This is a genomic window from Rhodanobacteraceae bacterium, assembly GCA_024234055.1.
Classification (GTDB): Bacteria; Pseudomonadota; Gammaproteobacteria; order Xanthomonadales; family SZUA-5; genus JADKFD01.
This window is the reverse complement of the sequence record JACKOW010000001.1, coordinates 389,123-408,048: the sequence shown is the minus strand read 5'-3', so window position 1 is coordinate 408,048 and position 18,926 is coordinate 389,123. Positions and strand designations below refer to the sequence as shown.

The window sequence follows — 18,926 nt, the reverse complement described above, 5'->3', positions numbered from 1 at the left end:
GCAGCCTCTTTCGCGGGCAGAGCCCGCTCCCACAGGGCGCAAGCATCACCCTTGCGGCGGCGCTCCACGCCCTTCCCTTTCCCCTTTTTCCGTTTCCCCTTTTCCCGCCTCTTCAGAACCGCCGCCGCAGCTTGACCAGCAACTGGTCGGCATCTCGCAGGGAAAAGGCGTCATCGAGCAGATCTCCCAGATTGCGATCACCCTGTTCTTCGATGAAGCCTCCGCGTCCGTAGACCACATACAGGTCGGACTGTGGCGCGAATTCCCAGCGGTAGCGGATCTGCACGCCGAAGTTGTTGACCGAAAAATCGGAGAGCGCGTCGTTGGAGGCCCGCAGCTGACCGCTAGCGCCGATTCGGGCCGCGCGCGGATCCTGGGCGGCGATCGCCAGCCACTGCAGTTTCAGCCGGAGTTCGTGCTGCGCCGCGGGGAACCAGTCCAGATTCAGAGCGCTGCTGACCTGCTGGCGCTGATACAGGCCGAACAGGCTGTCGGACTCCCACAGCAACCAGTCCTTGCTATCCAATGCGTAGCCGCTGATCTGCGCCGTCAGCGTGTTGCTGGCAAAGAAGCTGAGCTGGCCTCCGGCCTCGAGGCCGTATCCACCCTGGCTCTCCTGAAAACTGCGCCCGGACAGATACAGCTGCCAGCGACCCACTCGGGGCGCACTGTACTCGGCGTAGTACTGCTGGCGCGCGGGCAGTCGCACCAGACCGTTGCCGCGGGATATCAGATCGTCGAAACCGGCACTCTGGAGATAGGCATTGGCCAGAAACTCGCCGCCGTTTCGGAACTGCAGGATGTAGTCGAGCGAGAGAGTCGATTGCAGATTGTCCCCGGAATCGTTGTGCCGATTGGTGACGCGCGCGCGCTGCAGTCTGCCGCGCAGGCTGGACTCCGGGTCTTCCACCTGCTGCTGCCTTTCCCACAACCAGCGCGCCTCATTGAGACTTGGGCGGCGCTGAAAACCGACGTCGTTGAAATCCAGCTGCCGATCAAAGTGGGTCAGCTCCAGTTGCTGCCGAGTGGCAGCATCGGCGGCGAAGTCGACACGCGCCCACGCGCCGCTTCCACTTTGATTGACGCCCGGCAGATCAATCTGGCTGACGATGACCTGACCGGCGACGGTCCATCGAGGATCCGGTCGCCAGCTGGCATCGATGGCGTGCACGCTGGATTCTCGGGTCAGAAAGGGCCGATCGGCATAAGTGCCTAGATAGCCGATGCTGAACTGATCGCCCGGGCGCAACAGCCGCTGTGCCAGGAACAGACTGCCCAGATCGTCGGCGTAATCGCTTTCCTGGGCCGCCAGCACGCCGTAGTTGAAGCCCAGCGCGGAGCCATTGAGCTTCAGCGCCACATCGATGTCAGCCGCCAGCCCCGAGTTGTCGTCACGAGGCCCACCGATACGGCGCGTGTAGATCAGCTGCCCACCGTCGGTGCTGCGCACATCGAACAGACTCTGGTTCTCGGTGAAGAAGGGCCGGCGATCCGAGAAAAAGGTCTCGATAGCGTCGAAATTCACCACCAATTCGTCAGCCTCGACCTGGCCAAAATCCGGATTCAGCGCCGCCGTGAGCTGCAGATCGCCGGAGGGCTTCCAGTACAGATCGGCACCGCCCTTGACCTCGTTGCGCGTATCGACGAAGTCACGACTCGCCGTGGCATAAGGGAAGACATGGAAGACCGATGCCTGATACTGGTCTATGCCCACCTTGGCGAATTCGGAGATGAAGCGCGGCCGCCTGAAACTGGCCGCCGGATAACCACTGCGTTCCTTGGTGCTGCCGAGCACGCGATCGAACATGATTGCGATCGTGCGTCGCGGCGCCGAACTGTCGCGCATCGGCGCCACCGTCCACGGCAGCAGGAATTCGGCGCTCCAGCCCTCGTCAGTCTCGGCCACCCGGTGTTTCCAGTCGCCATCCCAGTCCGGACTGAAGTTGTTCTCGTTGGTGATGGTGGCGTCCTGGGTCGAGCCGGACAGGGCGATGGTGAAGTTGTACCCGGTTTCGCCGTCGGCATTGAAATCAATGAAGACATTGACCCGATCCCCTGGAATGTCCGCGTCCCGCGGCGTGCGTGCGCGTAACCGCGGCACGCCCTCGGGCTGCCTGCAGCGGAAACCGATGACGATGCCGGCCGGCGTGGACAGCAACAGCGCTTCCGTTTCGTAGGAAGGTTGAGTCAGTGTGTAGGGCTCCACCACCACAAAATCGCGAAACACCTGCGCGCCAGCCCAGGCGGCGTCGTCCAGATGACCGTCGATCTTGATCTCGGGCGGCGCCGCCAGGGCACCGGCGCAAGACAGCATCAGGGCGAGACCGAGGCGCGCGCGGGCAGGATTTGCTGGAGACATGTGCAGGGAAGAAACGCTGGGCGCGCGATTGTACGAGCGCGGCCCCGCCGATCGCAGTGCCAGAAGGCAGGACGCCCGTCCGGATCGCCGAGTTGCACTCGGCGATCCCAGCGACGCCTCGCCTGCACGCGCCTTGCCCCGATTCAGCTCGCCATCAGGGTTGACAGCTCCAGCCCGGCGCATGCACTCTCGCGTCCATGACATTCTTGCCGCACCGCAACATGAACGCAGCCGCAGCGCTACTGGCGCTTCGACTTCTACTGCGCTCACGCGAGGTGTGCGGCTGCCAACGGGGCTAGAGCCCTCAGGCAACAGGAAGCGACAAACCTGAAAGCCCCGCACCTCGTCATGAGGGCGGGGCTTTTGCTTTATTGGCACTGGAGAAGCACATGACAGCTATAGACCCCAATCGCGTCATCGTCTTTGACACCAGCCTGCGTGATGGCGAGCAGGCGCCCGGATTTTCGATGAATCCGCGCGGCAAGCGCCGCCTGGCGCATGCTCTGGCTGAGCTCGGCGTGGACGTGATCGAGGCCGGCTTCCCTTCCGCCAGTCCGGATGATTTCTCGGCAGTGGCCGGCATTGCCCGCGAAGTGCGCGGCGCCTCCATTGCCGGCCTGGCCCGCGCCACCCGTGGCGATATCGAGGCTTGCGCCCGCGCGGTCGAGCATGCCGAACGCCCGCGCATCCACACCTTTATCTCGACCAGCCCGCTGCACCGGCTGCACAAGCTGAACATGGACAAGGCTCAGGTGCTGGAATCGGCCGTCGCTGCCGTCGAATTGGCCAAACGTTACGTTGATGACGTCGAGTTCTCGGCCGAGGATGCGATCCGCACCGAGCCCGAGTATCTGATCGAGATCTTCAGCGCCGTGATCGCCGCCGGTGCCCGCACCGTGAATGTGCCCGATACCGTCGGCTACAGCACGCCGACCGAAGTCCGCGAGCTGTTCGCACGCCTGAAGCGCGAGGTGGTCGGCGCCGACAGCGTGATCTTCAGCTGCCACTGCCATAACGATCTGGGTCTGGCCGTGGCCAACTCGCTGGCGGCGCTGGAAGGCGGCGCGCGGCAGGTGGAATGCACCATCAACGGCATCGGCGAACGCGCCGGCAACGCCGCGCTGGAAGAACTGGTCATGGTGCTGCGCACCCGCCAGGAACGCTACGGCCTGAGCACCGGCATCAACACGCAGAAGCTCTATCCCACCTCGCGGCTGCTGCAGAGCATCACCGGCCAGGAAGTGCAGCGCAACAAGGCCATCATCGGCGAGAACGCCTTTGCCCATGAGGCCGGCATCCATCAGCACGGCATGCTCAAGCACCGCGCTACCTACGAGATCATGCATCCCGAGGATGTGGGCATCACCAAATCGGAACTGGTGCTGGGCAAGCACAGTGGCCGCCATGCGCTGAAGGACCGGCTGACACGCATGGGCTACAGCCTGGACGAAGCCGAGACCGACAAGGTCTTTGCCTCCTTCAAGGCCCTGGCCGACAAGAAGAAAGAAATCTACGACGCTGACCTCGAAGCCCTGGTACTGGCGGTCACCGGCGGCAATGCCTCCAGCTACCAGCTGCTGAGCCTGTCGATCCAGAGCGCCACCGGTGAGTCGCGCATGCCGACCGCCAGCGTGCGCCTGAGCACGCCGGATGGTGGCGAAGTCTGCGAAGCTGCCGTCGGCGACGGCCCGGTCGACGCCCTGTTCCGCGCCCTGGCCCGCGCCATCGGCGCCGAAATCGTGTTGCGCAGCTTCCATATCCGCAGCATTTCCTACGGCAGTGACGCCATGGGCCAAGCCACGGTCGAAGCCGAGTGGGACGGCAAGGAACACATCGGCCGCGGCACCAGCACCGACATCCTCGAATCCAGCGCCCTGGCCTGGCTCGACGTCGCCAACCGATTGCTCAAGGCCCGCGCCCGCGCGGCGGCGGCCAGTGTTGAAGAGGTGGCGGGGGTATGAGGGGCTCGATTCAGGAGCATTTGTCCGCAAAGGACGCAAAGGACGCGAAGAAGAGCAAATTCATCGTTGATCCTTCGTCCACTGTGAAGTTTTCGCAGGCCTTGCCGCCGCGCTCGGGTAGCGAGCTGCTCATGAATATCTCTGCGCTGCCTTTGCTGTCTTCGCGTCCTTTGCGTCCTTTGCGTCCTTTGCGGACAAGAATGGCTCTTTCGGCATTTACGGAGACCCGCCAGTGACACCACGCACCCTCTTCGACAAACTCTGGGACGCGCATGTGGTGGTCGCCGAGACGCCTGAGGCGCCGGCGGTGCTGTATGTGGATCTGCATCTGGTGCACGAGGTGACTTCGCCGCAGGCCTTCACCGAGCTGCGCTCGCGCGGATTGCCGGTGCGGCGCACCGATCGCACGCTGGCGACGCTGGATCATTCGACACCGACGTTGCCGGCAGACGCCAACGGTGAGCTGCCCTACTACACCGCCGAGGCCCGTTCGCAGGTGGAAACCCTGCGTCGCAATGCCGCCGAATTCGGCGTGAAACTGCTGGACTTCGACTCCGGTCAGCGTGGCATCGTTCACGTGATCGGGCCGGAACTCGGCGCCACCCAGCCGGGCATGACCATCGTCTGCGGCGACAGCCATACCAGCACGCATGGGGCATTCGGCGCCATCGCCTTCGGCATCGGCACCAGCGAGGTCGGCTATGTGCTGGCCAGCCAGTGCCTGCTGCAGCGCAAGCCCAGGTCCATGGCCATAGAGGTCGAAGGCACACTGGCAGCGGGCATCAGTGCCAAGGACGTGATCCTGCACATCATCCGCGAGATCGGGGTCGAGGGCGGTACCGGCTATGCCATCGAGTACCGCGGCAGCGCGATTCGCGGTCTGGATATGGAAGGCCGCATGACCTTGTGCAATATGTCGATCGAGGCCGGTGCCCGCTGCGGCATGGTGGCCCCCGATCAGACCACCTTCGACTATCTGCGCGGACGGCCGATGACACCGCAGGGTGCGGATTTCGACGCCGCGGTCGCGCGCTGGAGCACTCTGGTGACGGATGAAGGTGCACGCTTCGATCGCGTTGTGCGCATCGACGCCGCCGACATCAAGCCCACCATCACCTGGGGCACGCATCCGGGCATGGGCGCGGCCATCGACGAGTCGGTGCCGGCCGGTAGCGATGCCCAGCTCAGCAAGGCTCGCGCCTACATGGGATTCGAGGCCGGCGAAGCCTTGATCGGCCATCCCATCGACGTGGTGTTCGTGGGTTCGTGCACCAATGGGCGCTTGTCGGATCTGCGCACCACCGCCGCCGTGCTGCGCGGGCGCAAGGTGCATCCGCGCGTGCGCATGCTGGTGGTGCCGGGCTCCGATGCGGTCAAGCGCGACGCCGAAGCCGAAGGCCTGGACCAGATCTTCGTCGCCGCCGGTGCCGAATGGCGCCAGCCCGGCTGCTCGATGTGCATCGCCATGAACGGCGATCTGGTCGGCCCCGGGCAGACCGCGGTCAGCACCAGTAACCGCAATTTCGAAGGCCGCCAGGGCAAGGGCGCACGCACGGTACTGGCGAGCCCGGCCACGGCCGCCGCCAGCGCCATCGCCGGCGCCATCGCCGATCCGCGGGCGCTGGCGTAGAGGCGAAAGAACATTTTTCCGCAAAGGACGCAAAGGACGCCAAGAGAAGCAAAAGTGAATCAAGTTGTCGGGATGCCGACTTTCGATCTCAGTCGGATCTTGATGCTCTACTTTGCGTCCTTGGCGCCCTTTGCGGACAAAAAACCGCTCTTTACGAGGGTCTAGCATGCGACCAATCACCCAAATCCAATCGACCACGCTGGTATTGCCGCAAGAGAACATCGACACCGACCAGATCATCCCGGCGCGCTTTCTGACCACCACCGAGCGCACGGGTCTGGGCCGCGCGGTGTTCTACGACTGGCGATACCACAGCGATGGCAGTGAGCGCACCGACAGCCTGCTCAACCAGCCGGATGCGCGCCAGCACGCCATCCTCGTGGCCGGCCGCAATTTTGCCTGCGGCTCCTCGCGCGAGCATGCGCCCTGGGCGCTGCTCGATTACGGCTTCAAGGCCGTGATTTCCAGCGAGATTGCCGACATCTTCCGCTCCAACGCGCTGAAGAACGGACTGGTGGCCATCGTCATCGCCCCCGAGCGCCACGCCGAGCTGCTGGCCCGCCCCGGCATCGCGCTGAGCATCGATCTGGAGACCCTGCGCATCCAGGGCCCGGATGGCTGGCAGGCTGAGTTCGAACTCGATGCCTTCGCGCGCCGCTGCCTGATGATGGGCGTCGATCAGCTCGGCTATATCCTCGCGCAGGACGCGGCGATCAGCCAGTTCGAAGCCAGGCAGTAAGGTCGCGATCGCGACCACCGCGAAAGCCGGCTCTTCGCAGGAGCGCCCTTGCGGCGCGACCGGTTCCCGAGGCACATCGAACCTGGTCGCGACACGAGGTCGCTCCTGCAAGGCCAACCTGACCTACCTCACCATCAAGACCGACAAGACCCCATGCACGCAAACATCACCCTGCTCCCCGGCGACGGCATCGGCCCTGAAGTGGTCGCCGCCGGCCTGGCTGTCCTGAACCAGATCGCCACCCGCTTCGAGCACAGCTTCGACTACCACGACGCGCTGATCGGCGGCGCCGCCATCGATGCCACCGGCAATCCGCTGCCGGATGAATCGCTGGCCCGGTGTCGATCGGCCGACGCCATCCTGCTGGGCGCCGTCGGGGGTCCGAAGTGGAGTGATCCGAATGCGCCGGTGCGTCCCGAACAGGGCCTGCTGAGACTGCGTCGCGAACTCGGCCTGTTCGCCAATCTGCGCCCGGTCACCGTGCACCCCGACCTGATGGATCTGGCGCCAGTCAAATCGGATCGACTGATCGGCGTGAATCTGCTGGTGGTGCGTGAGCTGACCGGCGGCATCTATTTTGGCGAGAAGCGCCGCGACGGCGATGTCGCCTTCGACGGCTGCAGCTACAGCGTGCAGGAAATCGAACGCGTGGTGCGCCTGGCGGCGCGGCTGGCCGGCCAGCGCAGCAAGCGCCTGACCCAGGTCGACAAGGCCAATGTGCTGGAAACCTCGCGCCTGTGGCGCCAGGTCACCACGCGCGTGCTGGCCGAGGAATTTCCGGAGATCGCGCTCGAACATCAGCTGGTCGATTCGATGGCCATGCATCTGATCGCCAAACCGTCAGCCTACGATGTGATCGTCACCGAGAACCTGTTTGGCGACATCCTCACCGACGAGGCCGCGCTGCTGGCCGGGTCGCTGGGTTTGTTGCCCTCGGCTTCGCTGGGCGATGGCGGACCCGGCCTGTACGAGCCCATCCACGGCAGCGCCCCGGACATCGCCGGTCAGGACAAGGCCAATCCCATCGGCACCATCCTCAGCGTGGCGATGATGCTGCGCTGGAGCCTGAAACTGGAAGCCGAAGCGGCAGCGATCGAAAAGGCCGTGGCCTCGGTGCTGAGCGCAGGGCTGCGCACCGCCGACATCGCCGCAGGCGGAACGGCGCTGGGGACGGAAGCGATGACGGCGGCCATCGTGGCTGCGCTGAAGTAAAGACAGACCCGCCCCCTGTGGGAGCGGATTCATCCGCGACCGGGCCCCGGGAAACCTTGATCGCGGCTGAAGCCGCTCCCACAGGGGACGGCTTCACTGACTGACAACCGACAACCGACAACCGACAACCACGCTAGCATCCCCCCATGCACATCGGCCCTCATCTGATCGACCCGCCCGTGATCCTCGCGCCCATGGCCGGGGTCACCGACAAGCCCTTCCGGCAGCTGTGCAAGCGCCTGGGGGCGGGTCTGGCGGTGTCCGAGATGACCACTTCGGATGCGCGGCTGTGGGACACACCGAAGAGCCGCTGGCGCATGGACCATGTCGGTGAACCGGCGCCGATCAGCGTGCAGATCGCCGGCTACGATCCGCAGCAACTGGCTGACGCCGCTCGTTTCAACGTCGATCATGGCGCCGACATCATCGACATCAACATGGGCTGCCCGGCCAAGAAGGTCTGCAAGGTCGATGCCGGTTCGGCGCTGATGCGCGACGAGGCACTGGTAGCCCGCATCCTCGAAGCCGTGGTCGCCGCGGTGCCAGTCCCGGTCACGCTGAAGATCCGTACCGGCTGGTGTCAGGCGGTGAAGAACGGCCCGGTCATTGCGCAGATCGCGCAGAGCGCCGGCATAGCCGCACTGGCCGTGCACGGGCGTACCCGCGAGCAGATGTACGAGGGCGAAGCCGAGTACCAGACCATCGCCGAGATCAAGTCGCGGCTGTCGATACCGGTGCTGGCCAATGGCGATGTCGACAGTCCGGAGAAGGCCCGTGAGGTACTGCGCCTGACCGGCTGTGACGGCGTGCTGGTCGGCCGCGCAGCGCAGGGACGCCCCTGGATCTTCCGGGAAATCGCGCATTTTCTGGCCACTGGCGTACATCTGCCGGCACCTGGCGACCGTGAAATCGCCACCATCATGCTCGGCCATCTGCAGGCACTGTACGCCTTCTACGGCGAGCATCAGGGCACCCGCATCGCCCGCAAGCATCTCGGCTGGTACGCGAAAACCCGCGCCGATGGCGAATCCTTCCGGCGCGAAGTCGTGCGCTTTGACAGTGCCCAGGCCCAATACGATTACACCGCGCAGTGGCTGGCCGGCGATAGCTGGCAACTGGCGGCGTGAGCGCAGGGCGGGTACTTGCGGTAGAGGCCTGGCCCATACGGCGGCGACACCGACTTTCTGTCCGCCAAGGACGCAAAGGACGCCAAGAAGGCAGCGGCTGCAATGGTGGATCACCCCCGGATTCCAGTTCCAACTTCGATAGCGGTTTTCCTTTGCGCCCTTTGCGTCCTTGGCGGACAAATGGCTATTGATCAGTGACTTACGATAGGTCTCGTGAGGCCCGGCGCGACCGGAATCGCCTGTTGACGCTGACGCTGCTGCTGCTCGGCGCCTGCAGCAGTGTCCCGCCGCAAGTGGCACCAGCGCCGACGAGCCAGGCACGGGTAGTCGGTGAAGTGCTGCTTGATCCGGCATCGCCGCCCACCGAAGCACCCGAGCGTGAGGTCTTCGAAGCGCCGGAGCAATTGCCGGGCAACGCCATGCCCATCTATCCGGCGGCGCTGCTGACGGCCGGACTGGCGCCACACACGGTCAGCGTACGCATTGTCGTCAACGCCGATGGCAGCGTGGCGCGGGTGATGCCTCTGCCGGATTCGGATGACCAGGTCCCGGGCTACCAGCCCTTCTTCGACGCCGTGCATGCCGCGGTGATGCAATGGCGCTTCGAGCCCTTCCGCGTCGTCCACTGGGCTGAGGGCCCGGATCTGGACGGTGACGGTGAGGGCGACAGCGAATCGGTGGTCGGCGAGGAGACCCGCCCCTTTCGTTTCGACATGCGTTTTCGTTTCGAGGTCGTCGACGGCAAGGCTCAGGTCTCTTCGTGAACCGGCATCACAGTCGGTGATACGTCGTTGCGAGCCACCTGTTCCGGCCTGAAACTGCCCACGGGCCCTGAACCCCCCGGCGTCATTGCGACCCCGGACTTAATCCGGGGGAAGCAATCCAGGGATGTGCGGCGCTACCCTGGATTGCTTCGTCGCTGCGCTCCTCGCAATGACGCGAAGTTGTGGCGAGCGGCGCCGCGGCGCGGCGCCCTCCAAAGCGGCAGCCGGCGCCGGCCGAACGCAGCTGCCCTGCCCAGTCCCCGTCGATTTCGCTAGTCTCTTCGGGAGCCTTCACGAATCAGCCCCGTCATGCCTACCAGTCCTGCTCTGCATGTGATCGTCCTTGCCGCCGGCGAGGGCAAGCGCATGCGCTCGAATCTGCCCAAGGTGCTGTTGCCACTGGCCGGCCGGCCCATGCTCGATCACGTGCTGGCCTCAGCCCGCGCGCTGGCGCCGCAACGCATCCATGTGGTCTACGGCCACCGCGGTGAGCAGCTGAAGGCTGCCTACGCCGACGCCAGCGATCTTGCCTGGGTACTGCAGGCCGAGCAGCGCGGCACCGGGCATGCCGTGTCGCTGGCGCTCGGCGACATCGATGACGACGCCCGCGTGCTGGTGCTGTATGGCGATGTGCCCTTGCTCACCGCCGACACCCTGAGACCGCTGACGGATGCCGCCAGCAGTCTGGCCGTGCTCAGCGCCTATCTCCCCGACCCGCACGGCTACGGCCGCGTGCTCACCGATGAGAACGGTCGAGTGACAGGCATCGTCGAAGAACGTGATGCCACGCCTGAGCAGCGCCGGGTGCGCGTGGTCAACACCGGCGTGGTGGCCGGACGCGCTGACGAGCTGCGTGCATGGCTGGCGCGGGTGCGACCCGACAATGCCCAGGGCGAGTTCTACCTGACCGATGTCTTCGCCCTGGCCGCCGCCGACGGGCTGCCGGCGCTGGCAGTGCCTTGCGCGAATGCGCATGAGGCCTTTGGTGCCAACGATCCCTGGCAGCTGGCCGAGCTGGAACGGCATTACCAGCACCGTCGGCTGCGCGCGCTGTGTCAGGCCGGCCTGCGGGTGGCCGATCCGGCGCGCGTGGATATTCGCGGCGAACTACACGTCGGGCGCGATGTCAGCTTCGACATCAATGTCATCGTCGAGGGCCAGGTTGAGCTGGGTGACGGGGTCAGCATCGGCCCCTTTGTGCGTCTGCGCGATTGCCAGCTGGCCGCCGGAACCGAAGTGCTGGGCCACTGCGATCTGGACGGTGTGGTCACCCTTGGCGCCTGTCGCATTGGCCCCTACGCGCGCCTGCGTCCGGGCACAGAACTGGGTGCCGGCAGCCATGTCGGCAACTTCGTCGAAACCAAGAAGACCCGACTGGGCCCTGGGTCGAAAGCCAATCATCTGAGCTATCTGGGCGATGCCCAGATCGGCGCCGGGGTCAATATCGGCGCCGGCACGATCACCTGCAACTATGACGGCATCAACAAGTTCGAAACCCGAATCGAGGATGGCGTCTTCGTCGGCTCCAATTCCTCGCTGGTGGCGCCGCTGAACATTGGTGCTGGCGCCACCATCGGTGCCGGCTCGGTCATCACCAAACCCGTGCCTGCCGGCGAGCTGACCGTCGCCCGCGCCCGTCAGAGCACCGTCAGCGGCTGGAAGCGCCCGATCAAACGCCCGTAGGCCAGGGTGCGCGCCTGGCGCGCTCCCCGGCGGCTTTTCCGCGCCTAGTCGACCACCACCCGCCAGCCTTCGAAAAACAATTCGGCGGACCCGTCCTCAGCCACCCGCAACCAGGACGCGGCTCGCGGCCAATCGCCAAGGACGATGCGCCGCCGCGAGCCCTCCAGTTGATGCAGCGCCGGTCGATGGGTGTGGCCATGGATGATCCATTCGGCGCCGGATTGCTCGAAAAGCTCCGCGACCGCCGCAGCATTCACATCCATGATCTCGGCAGCCGCGCTGGCGGTGTGAGCACTGCTCTGGGCGCGGGCCTGGGCCGCGAATGCGCGCCGCGCAGCCAACGGCTGGGCCAGAAATTGCGCCTGCCATTGCCGATCACGCAGCTGGCGCCGGATGCTCTGGTACTCCACATCGTCGGTGCACAGGGTATCGCCGTGCAGCAACAGCGCCCGCCGCGATCCCAGCTCGATCACCGCCTGCGTGTCCAGCAGGCGCAGCCCGGCACGCGCCGAAAAGGCCTGACCAAGCAGGAAATCGCGATTGCCGTGGGTGAAGCCGAGCGCGATGCCGGCATCAGCCAGTGCCCGCAACTGGACGCCCACCGCCGCGACCAGCGGATCGTCGTCATCGTCACCCAGATAGGCCTCGAACACATCGCCCAGCAGATACAGCGCCTGACCATCGACCGCCACACGGCGGCAAAAGGCGCTGAAGCGGTCGAAGATCGGGTCTTCGACCGCGGTCAGATGCAGGTCGGACGCGAAGTAGATCGCGCCCATACCCGGCGTTACTGGCCCGCCGCTTTGGCAGCCGGCGCCGCTTCTTCCAGCGTGGCCTTCTCGACCACCACATAGGGACGCGGCAGATTCTGGAACTCGGCCGAGAAGGCGCTGGTCGGCAGCACCTTGATCTTGTCGATCACGTCCATGCCCGACACGACCTTGCCGAACACCGCGTAGCCCCAGGTGCGGCCATCGGCCTTGGAGACGTGGTCCAGCGCCTTGTTGTCATTGACGTTGATGAAGAACTGCGCGGTAGCCGAATGCGGATCCATGGTGCGGGCCATCGCCACCGAGCCACGCACGTTCGACAAGCCGTTGTCGGCCTCGTTCTGGATCGGCGCCCGCAGACCACCCTTGGGCGCGAGTTCGGTGGTGTAGCCGCCGCCCTGAACCATGAAATTGTCGATCACACGATGGAAGATGGTGCCATCGTACTGACCGGCCTTGACGTACTGCACGAAGTTCTCGACCGTCTTGGGGGCCTTGGCCGCATCCAGCTCGATCACGAAGTCACCCTGATTGGTCTTGAAGGTGACGCGCGGATTGGCGGTTTGGGCGCTGGCGCTGACGGCAAAGCCGAAAGCCAGGATGGCGAGAGCGAAACGAGTCATTTCGGGGGCTCCTGATGCATGAAGAACACAGGCCGCGATTCATAGCAGATTTGGGCTAAACGCGGGGGGAATGGCGGGTTGTTGGTTGTTGGTTGTTGGTTGTTGATTGTTGGTTGTTGATTGTTGGTTGCTGGTTGTTGCTTGTTGGTTGTTGGCATTCTGCGGAAGTCCCGGTCGCCCCGGTCGGCGCGCTTATTCGCGCATCAAACTGAAGGCGATCTCGGGGGGGGGCATTTTTTGTCCGCAAAGGACGCTAAGGACGCGAAGAATTCAAAGGATGGTCGGCTGAGTGGCTATCTCTGGCGACACAACCGGCTGACAACTTGGAATCGCTCTACTTTGCGTCCTTTGCGTCCTTTGCGGAAAATGTCTTTTGTTCAGGCACTTGCGGCATGTTTGGTGAGAACGCACTCGGTCCGCGACGGCTGTTGATCCTGGAAACGGTGATCGCGGACAGAGTCCGCTCCCACAGGTGCGAAGGCCTGCATGCCACAATAGAAGCCTCACGCTACGGAGCCCCGCCCATGTCCCTGGCCACCACCGATCTGTCCGATGCCCACCCCGAAGCCGCCGCGCTGGCGCCGATCTTCCGCGACTTCGGCGGCGTGACCGGCTTCCACGGTCAGGTGGTCACGCTCAAGGTGTTCGAGGACAACGCTCTGGTGCGCGCCACCCTGGAAACGCCGGGCGAGGGGCGTGTGCTGGTCGTGGATGGCGGTGGCTCGCTGCGCTGCGCCCTGGTCGGCGGACTGCTCGCCGAACTCGGACGCCGCAACCACTGGGCCGGCATCGTGGTTTACGGTTGCGTCCGCGATGTTGCCGAACTCCGGGCCCAGGCCATCGGCATCAAGGCCTTGGCCCCGCATCCCCGCAAGAGCGAGAAAGGACTGCACACCGGCCATGCTGGCCGTGTGCTTCAATTCGCCGATGTGCAGATCGCCCCCGGCGACTGGCTCTATGCCGATGCCGACGGGATGCTGGTGTCGGCGAAGCGATTGCACCCCTGAGTGAAGCGGTAAAACGTGAAACGTAAAACGTCAATCAGCGAATTGCAGGCTCGTGTTTCCAATTGACGTTTTACGTTTGACGTTTTACCGATACCACGCCCATTACGCTCGGCGACAAACCGTAACGCTGACACCGCCTAGTCCCAAACCCACTGGAGCCCTACCCCATGCCCCAAGCCCTGCACCTCGTTGCCCGCCCGGAAGGCGAACCCAAGGATTCGGATTTTGAACTGCGCCCGGTCGAGCGCCGCGAACTGGTCGACGGGGAGGCGCGGGTGGCAGTGCGCTACGCCTCGGTGGATCCGGCCATGCGCATCTGGATGACCGAGCAGAAGTCCTACTGGCCGCCGATCGGTCTGGGCGAAGTCATGCGCGCCGGCGGCATCGGTGAAGTGGTCGAGTCGAAGAATCCCAAGCTGCCGGTCGGCGCCTGGGTCGGCGGCATGACCGGCATCACCGAGGAGTTCATCACCAACGGCAAGGGCTATCGCGTATTCGATGCCCGCGCCCTGCCTGATCCCACCTGGGCGCTGCACGTGTTCGGCGCCACCGGTTTCACCGCCTATTTCGGTCTCAAGGAAATCGGTGAGCCCAAGGCCGGCGAAACCGTGGTGGTGTCCGCCGCTGCCGGCGCCGTCGGTTCGACCGTGGTGCAGCTGGCCAAGGCCTGGGGCTGTCGCGTCATTGGCATTGCCGGTGGCGCCGACAAGTGCGCCTATGTGAAGGACGAACTCGGCGCCGACGAAGTCATCGACTACAAGAATGAGAAGGTCGGCAAGCGCCTGTTCGAGACCTGCCCCGATGGCATCGACGTCTATTTCGACAATGTCGGCGGCGAGATCCTGGACTCAGTGCTGAAGCGCCTTAAGCTGCGCGCCCGCATCGTCGTCTGCGGCGGTATTTCCCAGTACAACGCCACCGGCGAGGTGCGCGGCCCGGCCAACTACCTGTCGCTGATCTCGGCGCGGGCGCGCATGGAGGGCTTCGTGGTCATCGACTATCTGCACCGGGGCGATGAAGCGATCGCCGCGATGGCCCCACTGGTCGCCGCCGGCCAGCTCAAGGGCAAGGTCGACGTCATGGAAGGCATCGCCAATTTTCCGGCCACCCTGCGCCATTTGCTGGCCGGCAAGAATTTCGGCAAGCAGGTGCTGAAGCTCTGACGCTTTCGCGGGCAGAGCCCGCTCCCACAGTAAGGCGCTGCACCTGTGGGAGCGGATTCATCCGCGACAACAAGCTTCAGGAGCAACAGCTTTCGCGGGCAGAGCCCGCTCCCACAGTCAGAGCATTGCACCTGTGGGAGCGGATTCATCCGCGACAACCGGCTTCAGGATCAAGCACTGTCGCGGGCAGAGCCCGCTCCCACAGCAGGGCGCTGCACCTGTGGGAGCGGATTCATCCGCGATCGCTTGTAGGAAATCTCCGACAGCGAAATCGGAACTTTGCGGCATCAGCCATCGATCTGGCCAGGCAAGCTGGCGGTCATGGACGACACAGCAAACAGCAGGTCTCTGAGGGAAGGACGGCGGTCAATTCCAGGTCAGATCTATTCGATCACGACCGCCGTCAACCATCGCCAGCGCTACTTTGCAGACAGCAACCGCGCCGATCTGGCGAAGTCGGTCCTGGAAGACTCCCAGACTTGGCCCAAATCCCATCCGCTGCTGTGGGTATTGATGCCCGATCACCTGCACCTGCTGCTGGAACTGCAAACCGAATCGCTGTCGATTGCTGTGGGCCGCGTCAAGGCTTTGATCAGTCGTCGTCTGAAAGCGATTCCGACAGGTGGCCTGTGGCAAGCATCCTTCCACGACCATGCCCTGCGGCGCAAAGAGAACTTTTTGACAATCGGACGCTATTTGCTGGACAACCCGGTTCGGGCAGGACTGGTCAGCAGGGCGGCGGATTGGCGCTGGCGTGGCGGCTCCTTGGTGGATGCCGTGGGCATGGAGTGGTCGAAGTGAAAATCTTTCGCGGGCAGAGCACGCTCCCACAGTGAAGCATTGCACCTGTGGGAGCGGATTCATCCGCGACAACCAGCTTCAGGATCAAGAACTGTCGCGGGCAGAGCCCGCTCCCACAGTAGAGCGCTATACCTGTGGGAGCGCATTCATCCGCGATTGCCCTGACCTACTGACAGACGTTCTGGAACAGACACGCCACCCATTCGGGGTGATCGACGAAGGGATTGCGGTTGCCCTGATAGGTGTAGACCACCTCGTTGCGCAAACGCTCGCGGTCGTCGACAGGATCCGCTGCATGCCATTGCAGCAGCACCGACAGCAAACCCATGTAGGCCACCGAGGCATTGCCGTTGCTGGCGGTGATCAGGCTGGCATTGTCGGTCAGGATCAGGTTCGGTTCGGCGGCGCCGGTAATGCTGTGGGTGCCGCCCTCGTAGCGGATGTCCATGTAGAACAGGGCGCGGGCGACATTACCCTTGAGCTTGTCCCAGACTTGCCAGTAGTTGCCGCAACGATAGTTGTTCTGCCCGCTGCCGCCCTGGCCGTAATAGGCGATGGTGGCGAAGGCCTCCGATCCGGCCGGGCAGTTGCTGAAGGGCAGATTGCCGCGGGCCGAGTTGTGGCTGATGTCCGAGACCATCAGCATGTGCAGATCGGTGTACGGATAGTTGGTGGCGCCATCATTCGGGAAGCCCAGCGATTTCGGCCAGGTGTGCTCGCGGTTGTAGTTGTTGTTGCCGGCGCCGGCCTTGGGATAGGTGGCGTTCTTGTAGATGTCGAGCACATTGCTGGTGTTGAGCGGGTCCTGATCGGCGCGGTCGAGCACATACCAAGTATCGATGCTGCCGCTGGCCGAATACGGCAGCTTGGTGTGGTCGTCGATGACCGGGTGCAAGGTGGCGCGCAGGGTGCTGCTGGTGCTGGCATTGACGCTGGCGTAATAACCGCTGCCGACCCCGGCGACGCCGAAGTTCAGTGTGTAGTTGCTCGCCATCGGCGTCGGCGTGCCGTCGATGTCGGTGACCTTGCTGGCGAGGATGGTCAGCGTGCAGCTTTCGTTGGCGGTGAAGTCCACGCTCGGGTCGATGATGTAGCTGGCGCCGCTGCCACTGACCGCCGCCGCCTTGCTGCCGCTGGCCGTGCACACCAGCGTGTACCAGCCCGAGGCCAGGGTCACCGCCTCACTGAAGGTGACGCCGACGTTGCCATTGGTCGGGTGATTGCTGGTGCCTGCCGTCGGACTCGTCGAGCTCACGGTGGGCGCCGCATCCGGCGTGCCGCTGCTGTAGCTGCCGGTCAGGCTCACGCCCGACACCGTGTTGTACATGCGCACCATCACATGCCAGGTGCCGGCACTGGGCGCGGCAAAGCTGCAGCTCTCGTTGCTGGTTCCGGTGTACGGCCGGCAATCGTAGGCCGTGGTCGTCGGCGCCGAACCGAAACGCACATACAGATCCGCATCGCCGCTGCCGCCGGCAGTCTGGAACAACAGATTGCTGGCCCCGCTGGGCACGTTCATGGTGTAGCGCTTTTCGACATTGGCAGCGCCACCGATGCCGGTCACGGCCACGCCGTTCTGCAGCACGGTGCTGGAACTACCGGCCGTGGTGAAGCTGAAGTTGTAGTTGGCGGCCATCGGTGTCGGCGTGCCGTCGATGTCGGTGACCTTCGCCGCCACGATGCTGACACTGCAGGTCTCACCGGCCGCGAAATCGGTGCCGGGGTTCAGCGTGTAGCTGCTGCCACTGCCTGACTGTACTGCCGTGCGCGCGCCACTGGGACAGCTGATCGAATACCAACCGCTGGCAAGACTCACGGCTTCGCTGAAGTTGATGCTGATGTTGCTGCTCACGGCCACGCCGGTGGCATTGGCCGCTGGCGAGGTGCTGCTGACAGTGGGCGCAGCATCGGGTGTGCCGCCACTGAAGGTCTGTCCGCTATTGCAGGCGCCCCACGACGAGGTCGATGGCGATGCCCAGGTGAAATCGGCATAGCTCGTACCGGTGCCGTGCAGTTGCAACGAATGCGTGGACGCGGTGGATGTCGTCTCGCTGACACCGATATTGCTGCTGGTCTGCCCGGATGCCGGGCCATTGGTGGCGGTAAAGCTGCCCTCGTAGCTGAGGAACTGGACCACCGTCCCCGAGGCGTTGACCAATGCCAGACCATCCGGAGCGCCGTTCTGAATTCCGGCGACCGCAAAATACTTGGTTCCATGTCCGCCACACTGACTGGCCAGAGTGCCGGAGAGGTTGATGGTGCTGTAGACAGCGCCATTGCCGCCGTTGTAGAGCACGATGCTCCAGCCGGCCAGACTGGTACCCGCCACTCCCGCAATCTCGACCCGCTCGTTCACGTCGGTGCCGCTGTTGTCGTAGTGCAGCTCATTGATGAAGACATCGGCCACGGCAGCCGAACTCCACATTCCCGCAGACGCGCACAGCAAGACGCATCGCGCCAAAGCACGAAGACCCATCATGAACAAGCTCCCCAGCCGTTCCCCAAGTGCGCGAACTCTGAGCACTTGTTCAGGCTATGTCAATGTTGGATTTGTTGCAGGGATTTGACACGGCACGAGGGCACGAGGGCACGAGGGCACGAGGGCACGGGGCACGAGGGCACGAGGGCACGAGGGCACGAGGGCACGGGATCAGCATGGGCCTGAGTTGGCGTCATTGCGAGCCATCTGTGTCGGCCCGACACTGCCCACGAGCCATGAACCCTGGCAGGCACGGAGCGGCTTTGAGGAGGGCCGCGCGCCTGCGTGGCCGCTCTTGATCTCCGCTCAGCGCAAAGCGGCGCCGCAGCGCGGCGCCCTCCACAACAGCAACCCGAAACCCCGGAGGCATGCGCCGGAATGCGGTTCATGGAGAGCCATTTGTGTCGGCCCGACACTGCACGCTGGCCATGAACCCGCCTGGTGCGCGTAGCCCGTTGTGCCGCGCAGCGGCTCAGCGGGGCTGTTTGGCGGTCGCTGCCCTGGATTGCTTCGTCGCTGCGCTCCTCGCAATGACGCTTGCTTGGTGGTCGTCCGCACCTATCCAGGCGCGCCCGGCCGGGCCTTCCCGAGTCCCGAGTCCCGAGTCC

General features: G+C 64.4%; 14 protein-coding genes. 10 read left to right on the top strand and 4 right to left on the bottom strand.

From position 1 onward, the window contains the following. Nucleotides 1-112: 112 nt before the first annotated feature. A complete protein-coding gene (locus H7A19_01695) occupies nt 113-2,314 on the bottom strand; it encodes a hypothetical protein (protein MCP5473535.1) in 2,202 nt (733 codons plus the stop codon). A 434-nt stretch (nt 2,315-2,748) separates the two neighbouring features. Between H7A19_01695 and H7A19_01690 the strand changes: the two genes are divergently transcribed. The 7 genes from H7A19_01690 (at nt 2,749) to glmU (ending at nt 11,475) form a co-directional block, all read left to right on the top strand. Beyond that, on the top strand, nt 2,749-4,320 hold the full coding sequence (locus tag H7A19_01690; protein MCP5473534.1) for a 2-isopropylmalate synthase: 1,572 nt from the start codon (nt 2,749-2,751) through the stop codon (nt 4,318-4,320). A 232-nt stretch (nt 4,321-4,552) separates the two neighbouring features. Then, complete coding sequence (gene leuC / locus H7A19_01685; protein ID MCP5473533.1) at nt 4,553-5,950, top strand: 3-isopropylmalate dehydratase large subunit; 1,398 nt, start codon at nt 4,553-4,555, stop codon at nt 5,948-5,950. Between the two features lie 166 nt (nt 5,951-6,116). Beyond that, nucleotides 6,117-6,689 carry a 3-isopropylmalate dehydratase small subunit gene (gene leuD / locus H7A19_01680; protein ID MCP5473532.1) on the top strand — a complete coding sequence of 191 codons (573 nt, stop codon included), beginning with the start codon at nt 6,117-6,119 and terminating at the stop codon, nt 6,687-6,689. Between the two features lie 153 nt (nt 6,690-6,842). Further along, entirely contained in the window at nt 6,843-7,901 is a 1,059-nt protein-coding gene (gene leuB / locus H7A19_01675; GenBank protein ID MCP5473531.1) for a 3-isopropylmalate dehydrogenase, read from the top strand. Nucleotides 7,902-8,047: 146 nt separating this feature from the next. Then, nucleotides 8,048-9,028: a tRNA dihydrouridine synthase DusB gene (gene dusB / locus H7A19_01670; protein ID MCP5473530.1), complete on the top strand. Its 981-nt coding sequence runs from the start codon at nt 8,048-8,050 to the stop codon at nt 9,026-9,028. Between the two features lie 242 nt (nt 9,029-9,270). After that, entirely contained in the window at nt 9,271-9,792 is a 522-nt protein-coding gene (locus H7A19_01665) for a hypothetical protein (protein ID MCP5473529.1), read from the top strand. Between the two features lie 309 nt (nt 9,793-10,101). Then, nucleotides 10,102-11,475, top strand: a complete 1,374-nt coding sequence (glmU, locus tag H7A19_01660; protein MCP5473528.1) for a bifunctional UDP-N-acetylglucosamine diphosphorylase/glucosamine-1-phosphate N-acetyltransferase GlmU — start codon at nt 10,102-10,104, stop codon at nt 11,473-11,475. 44 nt (nt 11,476-11,519) lie between these two features. Here glmU and H7A19_01655 read toward each other — a convergent pair whose 3' ends face one another. Next, on the bottom strand, nt 11,520-12,254 hold the full coding sequence (locus H7A19_01655; GenBank protein ID MCP5473527.1) for a UDP-2,3-diacylglucosamine diphosphatase: 735 nt from the start codon (nt 12,252-12,254) through the stop codon (nt 11,520-11,522). 8 nt (nt 12,255-12,262) lie between these two features. Further along, nucleotides 12,263-12,868 (bottom strand): peptidyl-prolyl cis-trans isomerase, encoded by a 606-nt coding sequence (locus H7A19_01650; protein ID MCP5473526.1) that lies wholly within the window; start codon nt 12,866-12,868, stop codon nt 12,263-12,265. A gap of 524 nt (nt 12,869-13,392) precedes the next feature. On the opposite strand from H7A19_01650, the gene rraA reads away from it, so the two are divergent. From rraA to H7A19_01635, 3 genes are all read left to right on the top strand, one after another. Beyond that, nucleotides 13,393-13,875 (top strand): ribonuclease E activity regulator RraA, encoded by a 483-nt coding sequence (gene rraA, locus H7A19_01645; protein MCP5473525.1) that lies wholly within the window; start codon nt 13,393-13,395, stop codon nt 13,873-13,875. 167 nt (nt 13,876-14,042) lie between these two features. After that, a complete protein-coding gene (locus H7A19_01640; protein ID MCP5473524.1) occupies nt 14,043-15,038 on the top strand; it encodes an NADP-dependent oxidoreductase in 996 nt (331 codons plus the stop codon). Nucleotides 15,039-15,359: 321 nt separating this feature from the next. Beyond that, complete coding sequence (locus H7A19_01635) at nt 15,360-15,839, top strand: transposase (GenBank protein ID MCP5473523.1); 480 nt, start codon at nt 15,360-15,362, stop codon at nt 15,837-15,839. A gap of 166 nt (nt 15,840-16,005) precedes the next feature. Here the strand turns inward: H7A19_01635 and H7A19_01630 are convergent, their stop codons facing one another. Beyond that, nucleotides 16,006-18,246, bottom strand: coding sequence for an Ig-like domain-containing protein (locus tag H7A19_01630; protein MCP5473522.1), 2,241 nt, complete (start codon nt 18,244-18,246; stop codon nt 16,006-16,008). Between the last annotated feature and the right edge of the window lie 680 nt (nt 18,247-18,926).

What these genes read in the sequence shown, in the direction of transcription:
- leuB (MCP5473531.1), top strand. Translation starts at nt 6,843, where the DNA reads ATGCACGCAAACATCACCCTGCTCCCCGGCGACGGCATCGGCCCTGAA.
- rraA (MCP5473525.1), top strand. Translation starts at nt 13,393, where the DNA reads ATGTCCCTGGCCACCACCGATCTGTCCGATGCCCACCCCGAAGCCGCC.
- H7A19_01640 (MCP5473524.1), top strand. Translation starts at nt 14,043, where the DNA reads ATGCCCCAAGCCCTGCACCTCGTTGCCCGCCCGGAAGGCGAACCCAAG.
- H7A19_01650 (MCP5473526.1), bottom strand. Translation starts at nt 12,868, where the DNA reads ATGACTCGTTTCGCTCTCGCCATCCTGGCTTTCGGCTTTGCCGTCAGC.
- H7A19_01635 (MCP5473523.1), top strand. Translation starts at nt 15,360, where the DNA reads ATGGACGACACAGCAAACAGCAGGTCTCTGAGGGAAGGACGGCGGTCA.
- leuD (MCP5473532.1), top strand. Translation starts at nt 6,117, where the DNA reads ATGCGACCAATCACCCAAATCCAATCGACCACGCTGGTATTGCCGCAA.
- H7A19_01655 (MCP5473527.1), bottom strand. Translation starts at nt 12,254, where the DNA reads ATGGGCGCGATCTACTTCGCGTCCGACCTGCATCTGACCGCGGTCGAA.
- glmU (MCP5473528.1), top strand. Translation starts at nt 10,102, where the DNA reads ATGCCTACCAGTCCTGCTCTGCATGTGATCGTCCTTGCCGCCGGCGAG.
- H7A19_01690 (MCP5473534.1), top strand. Translation starts at nt 2,749, where the DNA reads ATGACAGCTATAGACCCCAATCGCGTCATCGTCTTTGACACCAGCCTG.
- H7A19_01695 (MCP5473535.1), bottom strand. Translation starts at nt 2,314, where the DNA reads ATGCTGTCTTGCGCCGGTGCCCTGGCGGCGCCGCCCGAGATCAAGATC.
- dusB (MCP5473530.1), top strand. Translation starts at nt 8,048, where the DNA reads ATGCACATCGGCCCTCATCTGATCGACCCGCCCGTGATCCTCGCGCCC.